We start from the raw sequence: 13,778 nt of genomic DNA on the forward strand, positions 1-13,778 counted from the left end.
CCTCAGCCCTTCATCACGTTGACGTCTTCCACGGCGATGGTGCCGCGGTTTCTGAAGAAACAGACCAGAATGGCCAGACCAATCGCAGCTTCGGCAGCCGCAACGGTAAGAACGAACAACATAAACACCTGCCCGACCAAATCCCCTAGGAAACTAGAGAAGGAAACGAGATTGATGTTGACCGCCAACAGCATCAATTCGATGCTCATCAGCAGAACAATCACGTTCTTACGGTTAAGAAAAAGGCCAAAGATGCCGATGACAAACAGCGTGGCTGCCACAGTCAGATAATGTTCCAGTCCGATCATGTCGTCCCTCAGTGTATTATTTTAACGGGTGAAAGCCCGCGTGTTGCCGCGGTCGAAACCGCGACAAATATCATCGTCAAAAAAAGCAGTGTTGTTACTACAATCACAGACCCTGCCCCGGTTTTACGTCATGCAGCTTCATCGCCTTGGCCGGATCGCGCATCATCTGTGCAACCACGTCCTGGCGTTTCACATCACCGCGATGGCGAAGCGTCAGTACAATCGCGCCAATCATCGCAACCAGCAGGATCAAACCCGACAGCTGGAACAGCAGGAAATACTCGTCATATAGGATCAGCCCCAAAGCGGCCGTATTGGAAACGTCGCTATTGGTAACCTGTGTGCGCAAGCCATCCGCAGCTGCGTTGGTTTCCCACGCTCCAAAGGCCAGAACAAACTGCATCAGAATCACGACACCAATCAACAAGGCCAGTGGCATGTATTTGGCCATCTCCGCCTTCAACTCGGCAAAGTCCACATCCAGCATCATCACAACAAACAGGAACAGTACTGCGACCGCCCCCACATAGACGATGATCAGCAACATCGCGACAAATTCAGCACCCAGCAGCACAAACAGGCCAGCCGCTGATAAGAACGACAGGATCAACCACAGGACCGAGTGAACAGGGTTACGGCTGATGACTGTAAACAGACCACCAGCAACAACGCTGATCGCAAAAAGATAAAATGCAAAAACGCTCATGCGTCACCTTCCGTTTTCTCGGGCGACCCGCTGTCGTCCAAAACTTCTTGGGCCAGTTCCATTGCGCGCTGCATAGCAGGAATTCCCGCAAAGGCAGACATCTGGCCTATTGTCTCAATAATCTGTTGTTTATGCGCGCCGGCCTCGATGGCGTGGCGCACGGTCTGGCGCACTGCCATATCGTTTTGCGCGCCTTGCATCGTAAGACCTGCAAGCGTCAGCAAAAGCCGCGTTTTGGCGTCCAACCCGTCGGGGTTCATCTTATTGCCAAAGAACGTTTCCATCATGTCTTTGGGCATCATCCCCATCATGGATTCGAAACCTTTGGGCGAAAAGGCATCCATCGCTGGAAATGATTTTGCCATTTCCTGCGCCTGTTTCATCATGTCGTCCCAAGGATTGCTATCGCTCATACCGCACACCTATACAGCGACGCTACCGCGCCTTTGTTTTTCTGGCTGCCTATCTGGGTGGCCCTGTGTGTCATCGGTAGGGTGCATCCATTTCTAGGTTACGCGCAATCTCGGCTTCCCAGCGATCACCGTTCTCTAGCAGTTTTGATTTGTCGTAATACAGTTCTTCGCGTGTCTCAGTTGAGAACTCGAAATTAGGACCTTCAACAATTGCATCAACAGGGCACGCTTCCTGACAGAAACCGCAATAGATGCATTTTGTCATGTCTATGTCATACCGCGTGGTACGGCGCGAACCGTCCTCGCGTGGTTCGGCGTCAATCGTGATTGCTTGCGCGGGGCAGACAGCCTCACACAATTTACACGCGATGCAACGTTCTTCGCCATTAGCGTAACGGCGCAGCGCATGCTCCCCACGGAAACGAGGCGACAATGGCCCCTTTTCATGTGGGTAGTTGATCGTCGCCTTCGGCTTGAACATATACTTGATGCCCAGCTTCATGCCTTGGTAAAAATCCTGCAACAGGAAATATTTGGCGTGGCGTGTATAGTCGGTCATTGCATCAGCCCCCTACGGTCCAGCGGGCATAAATACCCCAGAACCATCCAAATTTTGCCGCGAAGGCTACGAATACAACCCAGAACAATGAGAACGGCAGGAATACTTTCCAACCCAGACGCATCAGCTGGTCATAACGGTAGCGCGGTGTGATCGCTTTGATCAGCGAGAAGAAGAAGAACACAACGCCCATTTTGGCGATCATCCAGAAAATGCCATCTGGCAAACCTGGGATTGGTGACAACCAACCGCCAAAGAACATCAGTGAGATCAACGCGCACATCAGAACTACAGCCACCAGTTCACCGATCATGAACAAAAGGAACGGCGTGGATGAATATTCAACCTGATAGCCAGCCACCAGTTCTGATTCCGCTTCGGGAAGGTCAAACGGTGGGCGGTTTGTTTCGGCCAATGCAGAGATGAAGAACAAGATCAACATCGGGAAGTGCGGCAACCAGTACCAGCTTAGAAAGCCATAGCTGCTGTCTTGGGCTGCGACGATACCGCTAAAGTTCATGGAGCCTGTAGAGATGATCACACCAATGATGATCAACCCAATGGAGACCTCATAAGAGATCATCTGCGCCGCAGAGCGTAGCGAGCCAAGGAATGGGTATTTCGAGTTGGAAGCCCACCCGCCCATGATCACGCCGTAAACCTCAAGAGAGGACACAGCAAAAACAAACAGGATAGCGACATTGATGTCCGACAGCACCCAGCCATCGTTGAACGGGATCACCGCCCAAGCAACCAGCGCCATAACCAAACTCACCATCGGAGCAAGGAAGAACACCGGACGATCAGCACCCGCAGGTACAACGATCTCTTTGACGATGTACTTTCCGAAATCCGCAAAGGATTGCAGCAGGCCATAGACCCCCACCACGTTCGGTCCCCGACGCAGCTGTACGCTCGCCCAGATTTTGCGATCCGCATACATAAGGAACGCCAATGCCACCAGCAAAGGAATCACAACCAGAAAAATCTGACCGATGATCAACAGGATCATCCCCAGCGTCGTGTTAAAAAAGAAGTCAGCCATTAGGTCCTCACACCGTCGGGATGCCTTTTTCGCGGCAGTTTTGTGTAACCACCTCAGCATCAATAGTCTTCAAGCCTTTAGGCAGGCTCGGCGAGATCGTGTAAACAGCATCAGCCCGCCAAATGCCAGCCTCAATCGCCACATTTGTCCTTACATGCCGTGCAAATCCATACCCTCTTATTAACGCATACTGCGCTGCAGCGCATTCTGCATAGGCCGCGACATTTTCTGACGCACGCGCCTTTGTCATCGCAACATTAAACTGCACCAAGTCACCATCTAACAACACTGTCTCCACCCCTTTGTATTCAGGGATAAAATCCTCAGCCGTTGGAATCGCCGGCTCACAAGCAGCCAACGCCATAAGCGCTATTAGGCTAACCTGCTTCACTCCGCAGCCATCGCCTCCGTACGGCGTGCCTTTGCGTTCGCTGATAGCTCAGCCATCAGGCTAGATGCACGTGCAATCGGGTTACTGAGGTAAAAATCAGCCATCGCATAAGAAAACGGGGCTGACGCAAGCGTGCCTTGAGCCGTTGGTGCCCAGTCATTTTCGGCAACTTGATCAACTTTACCCAAATGCGGGTGCGCCTTAACCACGGCCTGACGCAAGGATACCAGCGAATCAAACGGCAGGGTTGCGTCCATCTCGGCGCTAAGCGCACGAAGAATCGACCAGTTTTCTTTTGCCTGACCGGGCGCAAAACTAGCACGTTGTGCCATTTGCGGACGCCCTTCGGTGTTTACAAACAACCCACCCTCTTCGGTGTAGGCCGCGGCTGGCAGAATAATGTCCGCACGGTGTGCCCCACGGTCGCCGTGCGACCCTTGATAGATCACAAATGGACCCGCAGGTATGTCACCCTCATCCGCACCAAGGTTATAGATCACATCCGCCGAGGTCACATCGCTGATGCCACCCTCAGACGTAGCCCCAATATCCATCGCGCCAACACGGCCCGCAGCAGTGTGCAGAACCATAAATCCGGATTTTGTGCTTTCTGCCAACGCCATTGCAGCGGCCAGAACCTCTGCTCCGTCTGCACGCGCCAATGCGCCAACACCGACGATGATCACCGATGGCTTGCCCGCGACATCGGTATGATCCCGCTTGAGCAACTCATTCATGATTTCAGGGCCGTCACCGATGTGCATGGTTTCATAGGTCAGGTCGACCTTTGGACCAACCACACCAACACCCGCCCCGCGCGTCCATGCCTTGCGAATGCGCGCGTTTAGAACAGGAGCTTCAACAGCAGGGTTTGTACCGATCAACATGATCGCCTCAGCGGTATCAATGTCTTCGATTTTTGCGGTGCCTACATAGCCCGAACGATTGCCCGCTGGCAGCTTGGCGCCATCGGTACGGCACTCAACAGAACCGCCCTGCCCCTCGATCAACTGCTTAAGCGCAAATGCGGCTTCGGTTGGAACCAGATCACCGATAAGGCCACCCAGTTTCTTGTCCTTCATCACGGCGGCAACTGCTGCCAATGCTTCGGGCCATTCTGCTTTGCGCAGTTTGCCGTTTTCACGAATATAGGGTGTGTCCAGACGCTGCTTGCGCAGACCATCCCAAACAAAACGTGTTTTATCGGAAATCCATTCCTCGTTCACGCCGTCATTGTTACGCGGCAAAAAGCGCATGACTTCGCGGCCCTTTGTATCCACACGGATGTTGGAGCCAAGCGCGTCCATCACATCGATAGATTCTGTTTTGCTGAGTTCCCAAGGACGCGCGGTAAATGCGTAAGGCTTGGAGACAAGAGCGCCAACGGGGCACAAATCAATGATGTTGCCTTGCAAGTTGCTATCGAGCGTTTCACCGAGGTAGGCGGTAATCTCAGCATCTTCGCCGCGACCCGTTTGGCCCATCTGCGTTATGCCTGCAACTTCGGTAGTGAAGCGCACACAGCGTGTGCATGAAATGCAACGCGTCATGTGGGTTTCGACTAATGGTCCAAGATCCAGATCGTCAGTGGCGCGCTTTGGCTCACGGTAACGAGAAAAATCAACGCCATATGCCATGGCCTGATCTTGTAGGTCACATTCGCCACCCTGATCACAGATCGGGCAATCCAGTGGGTGATTGATCAGGAGGAATTCCATCACACCCTCACGGGCCTTCTTAACCATAGGCGAATTGGTTTTTACAACAGGCGGCTGGCCTTCCGGGCCGGGGCGCAGATCACGTACCTGCATCGCACAGCTTGCTGCTGGCTTTGGTGGGCCACCTACAACCTCTACAAGACACATCCGGCAGTTGCCTGCAATCGTCAGCCGTTCGTGGTAGCAAAAGCGCGGAACTTCCACGCCTGCCTGCTCACACGCCTGAATGAGCGTCATCGCTCCCTCGGCTTCAACTTCCTTACCGTCGATGATGATCTTGCGAATGTCGCTCATGATGTCACTTTTCTCTCAGCAACGAGCCAATGCGGCTCGATTTTTGAATCTCTTTGCGCCCTACCGCGCAATAACTTTGCGGGTCCGATGCTACAACCCCATTGGTGCGCAAATATGCTTCACCTTTGGCACGCATCCGCGCTTTTTCCTGTTTCGAGTCGCCATAGGCTTCGATCTCTTCATCTGTATACCCCAAAGAGCGCGCCTTTGAACGAACAGAACGATAAAGTGTTATCGCTTTAATAAGCCGTGCCGAAATGTCCGGGCACTCTTTGCGAATTTTGTTAGCCACAGCCACGTCAAAAACTGCATCATCAATGTCGCTCACCTCACGCAACGGCTGCTTGGCCGTTACGCTGCCAGCAGACATAGCAAGAATACTCAGTGTTAGAACTAGATTACGCATATGCTCTCTCCTCAACTACAAAATTGGGCTATTGCCCTAGTCTGCAAATGAGGTCTGGTCCCCTTGTTATTCAATAACAACGCATATCCCAAGAGGATATCCGCCCGCACAATCTCTATTTTGCGTTGGGGCAACGCCCCTGCAACGTTAGTGTGTCTTTTTCAATATTCAGTTGATCCTCAGGCGCGTCAGGCCCTGCTGCCCAAATGATATCTGAGCTGCCGAAAAGGTTCACACAGTGAACAACGGCTTCATAACGCCCCGCTTCACGTGCACCATCCAATGATTTTGAAACTGGCTTTACGGTCACAACGAATTGGTCCAACTGACGCTCAACTTTACGCAACTTCGCGGTATAGAACTGCCCATCAAAAAAGATCCGGTCTTCGGATGAGGTGCAGCCCGCAAAAAGCCCCACACACAACGCAACACCTGTCCAATTTTTCATCACCGTCTCCTCCACACTATAAGGTGCGGTTTGTTACTCGTCTTTGCGCCCGTTATTGCGCAATTCGTCAGGCAGGGCCAGTGCTTCTTCGTTCAGCTCCGTTTGCGCGTTCGTAGTGGCGCAACCCCATCTAACGCCTTACGTAAAAACGCTATCGCCAAATTTAGGCCCACATACAACATCCCAGCAACTGGCACATAAATCCATCCACTCACCAGCCCACCAGTCACAGCCAAATAGGTTGCCCATGCTGGCCCTGCAAAAACAATAACTGTCAGCAGGAATGCGCCAAAACTCAGCACGCCGTCCCAGATATTGCGCAGGAATACCATTCAGCTACAAACTGGCAATCAGAGCGCCGTTGCGACGGCAAGAATAGCTTGGCCTAAGACACAGAAAAACCCAACCGCAAAGAACAACGAGCGCATCGGCTGGTTCTCGGTTGCGGTATGCACAACGGCCATGGCGATCCTTGCGACGACAAAGATCGAAGCAAACAGATTAACCATAAACGGATTTGCACCGATCAGGATGCCCGCCACGGTCGCTGCGATAAAAGGACCAGCCCATTCAACAGCATTCATGAACGCGCGTTCACGGCGATACGCCGGATCGCTATAGTCCCGCTTGGGTTTGCCACAATCGCAACGGTTTTCGGCGCTCCGACCAACTGTGGAATATCCCGATAGTACGGAAATCAGAATGGCCCAAATGCCCAAAGAGGCAATTGCATGGCTATACTCAGCAAACATTTCCATACCCTATTCAGCCGCTACAGCAGCGGTTTTGCCACTGCGTTTATGTGCAATTCGATCTTCAATGTCGCCGCGGAAGTGACGGATCAAACCTTGGATCGGCCAGGCCGCCGCATCGCCAAGCGCACAAATTGTGTGGCCTTCGATTTGTTTGGTCACGTCCAGCAACATGTCAATTTCTTCAGGCTCTGCATCGCCCTTCACCAGACGATCCATCACGCGCATCATCCAGCCAGTACCTTCACGGCACGGTGTGCACTGGCCGCAGCTCTCGTGTTTATAGAACTTTGCCAGACGCCAGATCGCTTTGATCACGTCGGTCTTTTGATCCATTACAATCACAGCCGCCGTGCCAAGGCCCGATTGCAGATCATTGCGCAGATAGTCAAAATCCATTGTCGCGTTGCGCATGGCTTTGCCTGGGACCATTGGTACTGACGACCCGCCTGGGATCACGGCCTTAAGGTTATCCCAACCGCCGCGAATACCGCCGCAATGCTTTTCGATCAGTTCTTCGAACGAGATGCTCATCGCTTCTTCAACCACACAAGGGTTGTTCACGTGGCCAGAGATGGCAAATAGTTTGGTGCCCGCGTTGTTCGGGCGGCCAAAGCCAGCAAACCATGCACCGCCACGGCGCAGAATGGTCGGCACCACTGCAATGGATTCAACATTGTTCACAGTTGTTGGGCAGCCATACAGACCCGCGCCTGCAGGGAATGGCGGTTTCATCCGCGGCATACCCTTTTTACCCTCAAGGCTTTCCAACAGAGCAGTCTCTTCACCGCAGATATAGGCCCCTGCCCCGTGGTGCAGATAGATGTCAAAATCCCAGCCGGATTTGGCTGCGTTCTTGCCTACCAAACCTGCTTCATAGGCTTCATCAATAGCAGCCTGAAGCGCTTCTTTCTCGCGGATGTATTCGCCACGAATATAGATGTAGCAGGCGTTGGCGTTCATCGCGAAGGACGCGATCAAGCAGCCCTCGATCAGTGTGTGCGGATCATGGCGCATGATCTCGCGGTCTTTACATGTGCCCGGTTCGGATTCATCCGCGTTAACGACCAGATAGGATGGGCGTCCATCGCTTTCCTTGGGCATGAAAGACCATTTCAGACCGGTCGGAAAACCCGCGCCGCCACGGCCCCGCAGACCCGATGCTTTCATCTCGTCAATGATCCAATCACGACCTTTTTTTATGATCGCAGCAGTGCCATCCCAATGGCCCCGCGTTTGCGCACCCTTCAGGGTCCGGTCATGCATGCCGTAGATGTTCGTGAAAATCCGGTCTTGGTCCTGCAACATGGTGCTCATCCGTCTTTCTCAGATTGGCGCTGCCGCCACATTCTGAATGCCTGTATAAAAACCCAAAGGAACACGGCAGCAACGCCAAGTTCCAATAAGCCCATTGTCTGATTGGGCCACCCAAGGGTGGCCCCTGCAAACTCGATCCCCATAAAGGCGAAAGCGCCTACAACACTTACCAAAGCAAGGCGTCGTCCGTCGCGCGACAATTTATCATCGTTATGCGCCACGAACAGCTCCTATGCTTATGTCTTTTTTTTCTTCTTAGAAAATTCTGTCTCGCCGCCTTTGGCCAATATCTTGGCCTGCGACATCCAGTCGTCCCGTACAATCCGGCCCTTAAAGCGCAAATTGTCGTCGACCCATGCGATGTCTTTCTTCTTCCACTTGGCAACCTGATCATAGTGATAAACACCCAGATCATTCAACGTTTGCTCTAGCTTGGGACCAACGCCGCTGATCAGTTTAAGATCGTCCTTGCCTTCAGGTCGTGCAGCGCTCAGCAGTGTTGCCGGTTTTGCATCCGCCGCTTTAACCTTTGGCTTAGCAGCCTTTTCGGTTGCTTTGGCCTTGGGCGTCGTGGCTGCTTTTATTGGTGCCTTTGCTTTCGTCGCAGAAGCCGCTTTTGTTTTTGGCGCTGCCGCAGTCTTTGCAGGTGCTTTGGTCTTTGCCGCTGCACTAGCCTTTGCTGGCGCTTTTGCCTTAGCCGCCGGTTTTGCTTTGGTCGTCGCAGCGGCTTTTGCAGGTGCTTTTGCTTTAGCTTTATCTGGCGCTTTTTCTTTCACCGGAGCTTCGTATTTCCAGTCGCCCTTGCGTTCGGACAACTCCTTCTCACCAGCGAGAGGTGTCGAAGGTTTCATGCTGAACGCTGCTGATGGCGTTGTACTAGCCGCCGCAACCGTTGCGTTAGATGCTGATGCTGCAACCGAAGTTGTCGGCGCAGAAACAGGTTCCTCCGGTGCAGAGGGCGTTTTTGTTTCGGCCGCGCCGCCTGTGTCGGTAGTTGCAGTTGCGCTTGTAGACGTGCTCTCAGTTACACTTGTCTCATCATTGCAAAGCATCGATTTCAAAATGAACCACGATGCAACGCCGATCAACGCAGCCAGTAATAGAGACGAGATAAAGCGGTAGTCCGCCATCCAAAAGAAAATGACAAAGCCCAACAGGCCAATCAATGCTGCGATCCACCTGCATGTATTCATGCAGTCCGTATTTTTGTTACTCGAAACCATACTAAAAAACTATCCCCCGGATGGATTGTGGCGACCGTCAGTCGTAACGGCCATCTTTGCTGGCTTTTGCGGAAAATTCGGTTTCTTCCCCTCGTGCCAACTTTTGCGCCTGTTCAACCCAACCGTCACGTGATGCGCGGCCCTTGAAACCTTCAAGGTTTTGATCAACCCAAGCAAGTTCATCTTGCCCCCATTTTGCTATTTGGTCAAAATGGAAAAAACCCATAGAATTTATAGTCTTCTCAAGTTTGGCGCCTACACCCTTGATCAACTTAAGGTCATCCGCACCAGATTTGCGCGGCGCGCTCATTGTACGTGGCCTCTTGCCAGCACCTGAAACGGGGGTATCCTGTTCTGCTTTTGCAGCAGGCTTAGCCGCTGGTTTAGCCGCTGGTTTAGCCTTTGCTGGCGCAACTGTTTTCGCCTCAGTCGCAGCCTTGGCTGGCTTTTGGCCTTTGTTAGCCGCACTGCCTTGCCACGGAGCAAGCAGCGGCACCTCAGTGCCATCAATCCGCTTGATCGTGTCGCCAATGTCCGTCGCCAGCTGCACTGACGCGTTATATTGCGTTTTGCCGCTGTCATGTGCGATCAACGAAGTCAAACCGCCCTGAGGTTCAGAGCCATAACGGCCATTTTGGGGACCGGGTGTCGGGACATTGCCTGCTGCCAGTTCGTCCAACATCTCGGTAAAACGCGCACCCGTGAGGTCTTCGTAATAGTCTTTACCAATCTGCGCCATCGGTGCGTTGGAACAGGCACCAAGGCATTCAACTTCTTCCCAAGAAAACTTGCCATCAGCCGACAGTTCATGCGCGCTCTTGGCTATCTTTTCTTTGCAAATGCCGATCAGGTCTTCGGCGCCGCAGATCATGCACGACGTGGTGCCACAAACTTGAATATGCGCAACTGAACCAACGGGTTGTAATTGGAACATAAAGTAGAAGGTCGCCACTTCGAGACCGCGAATATAGGCCAATCCCAACATTTCACAGACATGCTCAATCGCGGGACGCGAGAGCCATCTTTCCTGCTCTTGTGCACGCCACAGCAGCGGAATGATCGCTGAGGCCTGACGGCCCTCAGGGTATTTCGTGATCTGAGCCTCGGCCCATGCCTGATTGGCTGGGGTAAAGGCAAAAGCATCGGGTTGTTCGGGGTGCAATCTACGCAGCATAATTTTGTCCTTGTCGCTTTAGCTTTTGCACGCGGGTGGCAGCAGCAGTAGCGTTTCTTCATCATCAGCGAATTTGGCAATACCATCCGCCATCATTTCCCGCGACAGCGCAATCGCTGTCGCCCGATAAATACCCAACTGAGGCATCTGCTCATTCGCCTGCGCCGTGGTCAACATGCAACCATTGGCGTTCATCACATCGATCAATTCGGCCTTCTTGTCAGACGCCACAACCGCAGTTGTCGACATCATCACAATCAATGCCGCAAACCGCATTAGCGATCCACCTCACCAAACACGATATCCATGGTGCCGATGATCGCGGCGACATCAGCAAGCTGGTGGCCTTTTGCAAGGTAGTCCATCGCCTGCAAGTGCAGATAGCCCGGCGCGCGAATTTTGGCGCGGTAGGGTTTGTTGGATCCGTCAGCAACCAGATAGACACCGAATTCGCCTTTGGGTGCTTCAACTGCCGCATAAACTTCGCCAGCGGGAACGTGGAAACCTTCGGTATAAAGCTTGAAGTGGTGGATCAAGCTTTCCATTGAGGTTTTCATGTCAGTACGGTTGGGCGGTGTGATCTTACCGCGGGCAAGGATATCGCCCTTCCCTTCGGGTGCACGCAGCTTTTCAATCGCCTGCAACATGATGCTGGCCGATTGACGCATTTCTTCCATGCGCACCAAATAGCGGTCATAGCAGTCGCCGTTCACGCCTGTCGGAATCTGGAACTCAAACTCGTCGTAGCATTCATAAGGCTGCGCGCGGCGCAAATCCCATGCGAGGCCGGAGCCACGCACCATCACACCTGAGAAACCCCAGTCAGAAATATCCTGCTCGCTGACAACGCCAATGTCGACGTTACGCTGTTTAAAAATCCGGTTTTCCGTCAACAGTATGTCGATATCAACCATGAATCCGCTCAGGAACTTGTGCGTCCATGTTTCGATATCATCCAGCAGCGCTTCAGGCAGATCCTGATGTACACCGCCGGGGCGGAAGTACGCTGCGTGCAGACGCGCGCCGCTGGCACGTTCATAAAAGATCATCAGATCTTCGCGCTCTTCAAAGCCCCACAGAGGTGGGGTCAGCGCGCCAACGTCCATCGCCTGCGTGGTAACGTTCAGAAGGTGGCTCAGAATGCGGCCAATTTCAGAGTACAGCACACGGATCAGGCTTGCGCGACGTGGCACTTCAACACCCGTGAGACGTTCAATCGCCAAGCACCATGCGTGCTCTTGGTTCATAGGTGCCACATAATCCAACCGGTCAAAATACGGTAGGTTTTGCAGATAGGTGCGCGATTCCATCAGCTTTTCGGTGCCGCGGTGTAGCAAACCGATGTGGGGATCGCAGCGCTCAACAATCTCGCCGTCCAGCTCTAGCACCAGACGCAAAACGCCGTGGGCCGCAGGGTGCTGTGGGCCGAAGTTGATGTTGAAATTGCGGATTTTCTGTTCGCCTGTGAGGGCGTCTTCGAAACCTTTGGTGCCGTCCATCATTTCGCGGCCTCCTTCTCGTCACCCGGCAGGATGTATTCGGCACCCTCCCATGGGGACATGAAATCAAACTGGCGGTATTCTTGCACAAGGCTAACAGGTTCATAGACAACCCGCTTTTCCGCCTCGTCATAGCGCACTTCGGTATAACCCGTTGTCGGAAAATCCTTACGCAGCGGATAGCCGCGGAAACCGTAGTCGGTTAGCAGGCGGCGCAAATCGGGGTGGCCGCTGAACAGGATGCCGAACATGTCGAATACTTCACGCTCAAACCAGTTGGCTGAGGGGTGGATGTCTACCAGTGATGGCACCATGTCCTCTTCGCGCGTCGCGACGCGTAGGCGAATGCGGTGATTTTGGTACATGGACAGGAAGTGGTACACCACATCAAACCGTTTGGCGCGGCCTGTGTAATCAACCGCTGTGATATCCACCAGCGACGTAAAGCGGCAGGTCGCATCGGTTTTCAAAAACTCAACCAGACCTGTAATATTGGCCAGCGTCACATCAAGGTTCAGCTCACCCTGAGACACATCCCAGCCCAGCACACAGTCAGGGCGCTTGGTCTCGATATAGCCACCAAGTTCGTTCAGTGCGTCACTCATCGTACAATAGTCCCTGTCCGGCGCATTTTGCGTTGTAGCTGCATGATGCCGTACAGCAGAGCCTCTGCGGTAGGTGGGCAGCCCGGCACATAGATGTCTACCGGCACAATCCGGTCACAGCCGCGCACAACGCTATAGCTATAGTGGTAGTAGCCGCCGCCATTCGCACAGGACCCCATCGAGATCACATAGCGTGGCTCTGGCATCTGGTCATAAACCTTGCGCAGGGCGGGTGCCATTTTGTTGGTCAGCGTCCCTGCCACGATCATCAGATCGGATTGGCGCGGGCTGGCACGTGGCGCTGTGCCAAACCGCTCAAGATCATAACGCGGCATCGAGGTGTGCATCATCTCAACCGCACAACAGGCCAGACCAAAGGTCATCCAGTGCAGTGAACCGGTGCGCGCCCAGTTAATCAGATCCTCAGTGGAGGTCAGCAAGAACCCTTTGTCCTGCAAGGACGCGTTCAATTGCTGTGTCGCCACATCGCGGTCCATGCCAGCAGTTGCGGGCATGTTTGTCTGGGTTACTGCCATTCGAGCGCCCCTTTCTTCCATTCGTAAGCAAATCCTGCGGTCAGAACCGCAAGGAAGATCATCATCGACCAGAACGCTGTCATCGAGATATCGCCAAATGCGACAGCCCATGGGAACAGAAATGCGATTTCTAGATCGAAAATAATGAACAGGATCGACACGAGATAGAATCGCACATCGAATTTCATCCGTGCATCATCGAATGCGTTGAACCCGCATTCATAAGCCGAAACCTTCTCGGGATCGGGGTTGCGCACCGCTATAACAACGGCCGCAAGGATAAGAGCAAGGCCTAAGCCAATGGCAACGCCCAGAAAAATGAGGATGGGCAGGTATTCCCTAAGCATATCGTCCAAGGGTGGCTCCTTTCTTGGATGGCTGGGG

The 13,778-nt window shown here is 53.3% G+C and carries 21 protein-coding genes; 1 reads left to right on the forward strand and 20 read right to left on the reverse strand.

Annotated features, from left to right (window positions below):
* Nucleotides 1–2: 2 nt before the first annotated feature.
* The 14 genes from nuoK to V7775_RS13285 all read right to left on the reverse strand — a co-directional run bounded on the left by nuoK (nt 3) and on the right by V7775_RS13285 (nt 9,208).
* Nucleotides 3–308 carry an NADH-quinone oxidoreductase subunit NuoK gene (gene nuoK, locus V7775_RS13220; RefSeq protein WP_335752374.1) on the reverse strand — a complete coding sequence of 102 codons (306 nt, stop codon included), beginning with the start codon at nt 306–308 and terminating at the stop codon, nt 3–5.
* Nucleotides 309–411: 103 nt separating this feature from the next.
* A complete protein-coding gene (locus tag V7775_RS13225) occupies nt 412–1,014 on the reverse strand; it encodes an NADH-quinone oxidoreductase subunit J (protein ID WP_335752375.1) in 603 nt (200 codons plus the stop codon).
* Nucleotides 1,011–1,427: a carboxymuconolactone decarboxylase family protein gene (locus V7775_RS13230; RefSeq protein ID WP_335752376.1), complete on the reverse strand. Its 417-nt coding sequence runs from the start codon at nt 1,425–1,427 to the stop codon at nt 1,011–1,013. Before V7775_RS13230 ends, V7775_RS13225 begins: the two co-directional genes overlap by 4 nt.
* A 70-nt stretch (nt 1,428–1,497) precedes the next feature.
* Complete coding sequence (gene nuoI, locus V7775_RS13235) at nt 1,498–1,986, reverse strand: NADH-quinone oxidoreductase subunit NuoI (RefSeq protein WP_335752377.1); 489 nt, start codon at nt 1,984–1,986, stop codon at nt 1,498–1,500.
* A gap of 4 nt (nt 1,987–1,990) precedes the next feature.
* A complete protein-coding gene (gene nuoH / locus V7775_RS13240; protein WP_335752378.1) occupies nt 1,991–3,031 on the reverse strand; it encodes an NADH-quinone oxidoreductase subunit NuoH in 1,041 nt (346 codons plus the stop codon).
* A gap of 7 nt (nt 3,032–3,038) precedes the next feature.
* Nucleotides 3,039–3,395: a hypothetical protein gene (locus V7775_RS13245; protein WP_335752528.1), complete on the reverse strand. Its 357-nt coding sequence runs from the start codon at nt 3,393–3,395 to the stop codon at nt 3,039–3,041.
* Nucleotides 3,396–3,418: 23 nt separating this feature from the next.
* Nucleotides 3,419–5,434: an NADH-quinone oxidoreductase subunit NuoG gene (gene nuoG, locus V7775_RS13250; RefSeq protein ID WP_335752379.1), complete on the reverse strand. Its 2,016-nt coding sequence runs from the start codon at nt 5,432–5,434 to the stop codon at nt 3,419–3,421.
* A gap of 4 nt (nt 5,435–5,438) precedes the next feature.
* Nucleotides 5,439–5,840: a DUF5333 domain-containing protein gene (locus tag V7775_RS13255; RefSeq protein WP_335752380.1), complete on the reverse strand. Its 402-nt coding sequence runs from the start codon at nt 5,838–5,840 to the stop codon at nt 5,439–5,441.
* Nucleotides 5,841–5,955: 115 nt separating this feature from the next.
* Nucleotides 5,956–6,288 (reverse strand): hypothetical protein, encoded by a 333-nt coding sequence (locus tag V7775_RS13260; protein ID WP_335752381.1) that lies wholly within the window; start codon nt 6,286–6,288, stop codon nt 5,956–5,958.
* Between the two features lie 92 nt (nt 6,289–6,380).
* Entirely contained in the window at nt 6,381–6,620 is a 240-nt protein-coding gene (locus V7775_RS13265; RefSeq protein ID WP_335752382.1) for a hypothetical protein, read from the reverse strand.
* 18 nt (nt 6,621–6,638) lie between these two features.
* Nucleotides 6,639–7,046, reverse strand: a complete 408-nt coding sequence (locus V7775_RS13270) for an MAPEG family protein (RefSeq protein WP_335752383.1) — start codon at nt 7,044–7,046, stop codon at nt 6,639–6,641.
* Between the two features lie 3 nt (nt 7,047–7,049).
* A complete protein-coding gene (gene nuoF, locus V7775_RS13275) occupies nt 7,050–8,348 on the reverse strand; it encodes an NADH-quinone oxidoreductase subunit NuoF (protein WP_335752529.1) in 1,299 nt (432 codons plus the stop codon).
* Between the two features lie 5 nt (nt 8,349–8,353).
* On the reverse strand, nt 8,354–8,578 hold the full coding sequence (locus V7775_RS13280) for a DUF5337 family protein (RefSeq protein WP_335752384.1): 225 nt from the start codon (nt 8,576–8,578) through the stop codon (nt 8,354–8,356).
* A gap of 15 nt (nt 8,579–8,593) precedes the next feature.
* Complete coding sequence (locus V7775_RS13285; protein ID WP_335752385.1) at nt 8,594–9,208, reverse strand: NADH:quinone oxidoreductase; 615 nt, start codon at nt 9,206–9,208, stop codon at nt 8,594–8,596.
* Here V7775_RS13285 and V7775_RS13290 point away from each other — a divergent pair.
* Entirely contained in the window at nt 9,207–9,479 is a 273-nt protein-coding gene (locus V7775_RS13290) for a hypothetical protein (RefSeq protein ID WP_335752386.1), read from the forward strand. The genes V7775_RS13285 and V7775_RS13290 overlap by 2 nt on opposite strands.
* Before the next feature lie 138 nt (nt 9,480–9,617).
* Here the strand turns inward: V7775_RS13290 and V7775_RS13295 are convergent, their stop codons facing one another.
* From V7775_RS13295 to V7775_RS13320, 6 genes are read right to left on the reverse strand one after another with little or no spacing between them, the layout of a single operon-like run.
* Complete coding sequence (locus V7775_RS13295) at nt 9,618–10,754, reverse strand: NADH-quinone oxidoreductase subunit E (RefSeq protein WP_335752387.1); 1,137 nt, start codon at nt 10,752–10,754, stop codon at nt 9,618–9,620.
* A gap of 18 nt (nt 10,755–10,772) precedes the next feature.
* Nucleotides 10,773–11,030, reverse strand: coding sequence for a hypothetical protein (locus tag V7775_RS13300; RefSeq protein ID WP_335752388.1), 258 nt, complete (start codon nt 11,028–11,030; stop codon nt 10,773–10,775).
* On the reverse strand, nt 11,030–12,256 hold the full coding sequence (locus tag V7775_RS13305) for an NADH-quinone oxidoreductase subunit D (protein ID WP_335752389.1): 1,227 nt from the start codon (nt 12,254–12,256) through the stop codon (nt 11,030–11,032). The genes V7775_RS13300 and V7775_RS13305 overlap by 1 nt, the downstream gene beginning before the upstream one ends.
* The gene (locus V7775_RS13310) at nt 12,253–12,858 is read right to left on the reverse strand and encodes an NADH-quinone oxidoreductase subunit C (protein ID WP_335752390.1); all 606 of its coding nucleotides are present in this window, start codon (nt 12,856–12,858) and stop codon (nt 12,253–12,255) included. Before V7775_RS13310 ends, V7775_RS13305 begins: the two co-directional genes overlap by 4 nt.
* Nucleotides 12,855–13,394, reverse strand: coding sequence for a NuoB/complex I 20 kDa subunit family protein (locus V7775_RS13315; protein ID WP_184564067.1), 540 nt, complete (start codon nt 13,392–13,394; stop codon nt 12,855–12,857). Before V7775_RS13315 ends, V7775_RS13310 begins: the two co-directional genes overlap by 4 nt.
* Nucleotides 13,385–13,750 (reverse strand): NADH-quinone oxidoreductase subunit A, encoded by a 366-nt coding sequence (locus V7775_RS13320; protein ID WP_335752391.1) that lies wholly within the window; start codon nt 13,748–13,750, stop codon nt 13,385–13,387. Before V7775_RS13320 ends, V7775_RS13315 begins: the two co-directional genes overlap by 10 nt.
* Nucleotides 13,751–13,778: the final 28 nt, after the last annotated feature.

It is taken from the genome of Sulfitobacter sp. (assembly GCF_036960155.1).
Lineage (GTDB): Bacteria > Pseudomonadota > Alphaproteobacteria > Rhodobacterales > Rhodobacteraceae > Sulfitobacter.

Coding starts and splice junctions, on each gene's coding strand:
- nuoI (WP_335752377.1), bottom strand. CDS start 1,986: ATGACCGACTATACACGCCACGCCAAATATTTCCTGTTGCAGGATTTT.
- V7775_RS13310 (WP_335752390.1), bottom strand. CDS start 12,858: ATGAGTGACGCACTGAACGAACTTGGTGGCTATATCGAGACCAAGCGC.
- V7775_RS13230 (WP_335752376.1), bottom strand. CDS start 1,427: ATGAGCGATAGCAATCCTTGGGACGACATGATGAAACAGGCGCAGGAA.
- nuoH (WP_335752378.1), bottom strand. CDS start 3,031: ATGGCTGACTTCTTTTTTAACACGACGCTGGGGATGATCCTGTTGATC.
- V7775_RS13265 (WP_335752382.1), bottom strand. CDS start 6,620: ATGGTATTCCTGCGCAATATCTGGGACGGCGTGCTGAGTTTTGGCGCA.
- V7775_RS13295 (WP_335752387.1), bottom strand. CDS start 10,754: ATGCTGCGTAGATTGCACCCCGAACAACCCGATGCTTTTGCCTTTACC.
- V7775_RS13315 (WP_184564067.1), bottom strand. CDS start 13,394: ATGGCAGTAACCCAGACAAACATGCCCGCAACTGCTGGCATGGACCGC.
- V7775_RS13225 (WP_335752375.1), bottom strand. CDS start 1,014: ATGAGCGTTTTTGCATTTTATCTTTTTGCGATCAGCGTTGTTGCTGGT.
- V7775_RS13290 (WP_335752386.1), top strand. CDS start 9,207: ATGCTGAACGCTGCTGATGGCGTTGTACTAGCCGCCGCAACCGTTGCG.
- V7775_RS13260 (WP_335752381.1), bottom strand. CDS start 6,288: ATGAAAAATTGGACAGGTGTTGCGTTGTGTGTGGGGCTTTTTGCGGGC.
- V7775_RS13270 (WP_335752383.1), bottom strand. CDS start 7,046: ATGGAAATGTTTGCTGAGTATAGCCATGCAATTGCCTCTTTGGGCATT.
- V7775_RS13285 (WP_335752385.1), bottom strand. CDS start 9,208: ATGAAACCTTCGACACCTCTCGCTGGTGAGAAGGAGTTGTCCGAACGC.
- V7775_RS13255 (WP_335752380.1), bottom strand. CDS start 5,840: ATGCGTAATCTAGTTCTAACACTGAGTATTCTTGCTATGTCTGCTGGC.
- V7775_RS13245 (WP_335752528.1), bottom strand. CDS start 3,395: ATGGCGTTGGCTGCTTGTGAGCCGGCGATTCCAACGGCTGAGGATTTT.
- nuoK (WP_335752374.1), bottom strand. CDS start 308: ATGATCGGACTGGAACATTATCTGACTGTGGCAGCCACGCTGTTTGTC.
- V7775_RS13300 (WP_335752388.1), bottom strand. CDS start 11,030: ATGCGGTTTGCGGCATTGATTGTGATGATGTCGACAACTGCGGTTGTG.
- nuoF (WP_335752529.1), bottom strand. CDS start 8,348: ATGTTGCAGGACCAAGACCGGATTTTCACGAACATCTACGGCATGCAT.
- V7775_RS13305 (WP_335752389.1), bottom strand. CDS start 12,256: ATGATGGACGGCACCAAAGGTTTCGAAGACGCCCTCACAGGCGAACAG.
- nuoG (WP_335752379.1), bottom strand. CDS start 5,434: ATGAGCGACATTCGCAAGATCATCATCGACGGTAAGGAAGTTGAAGCC.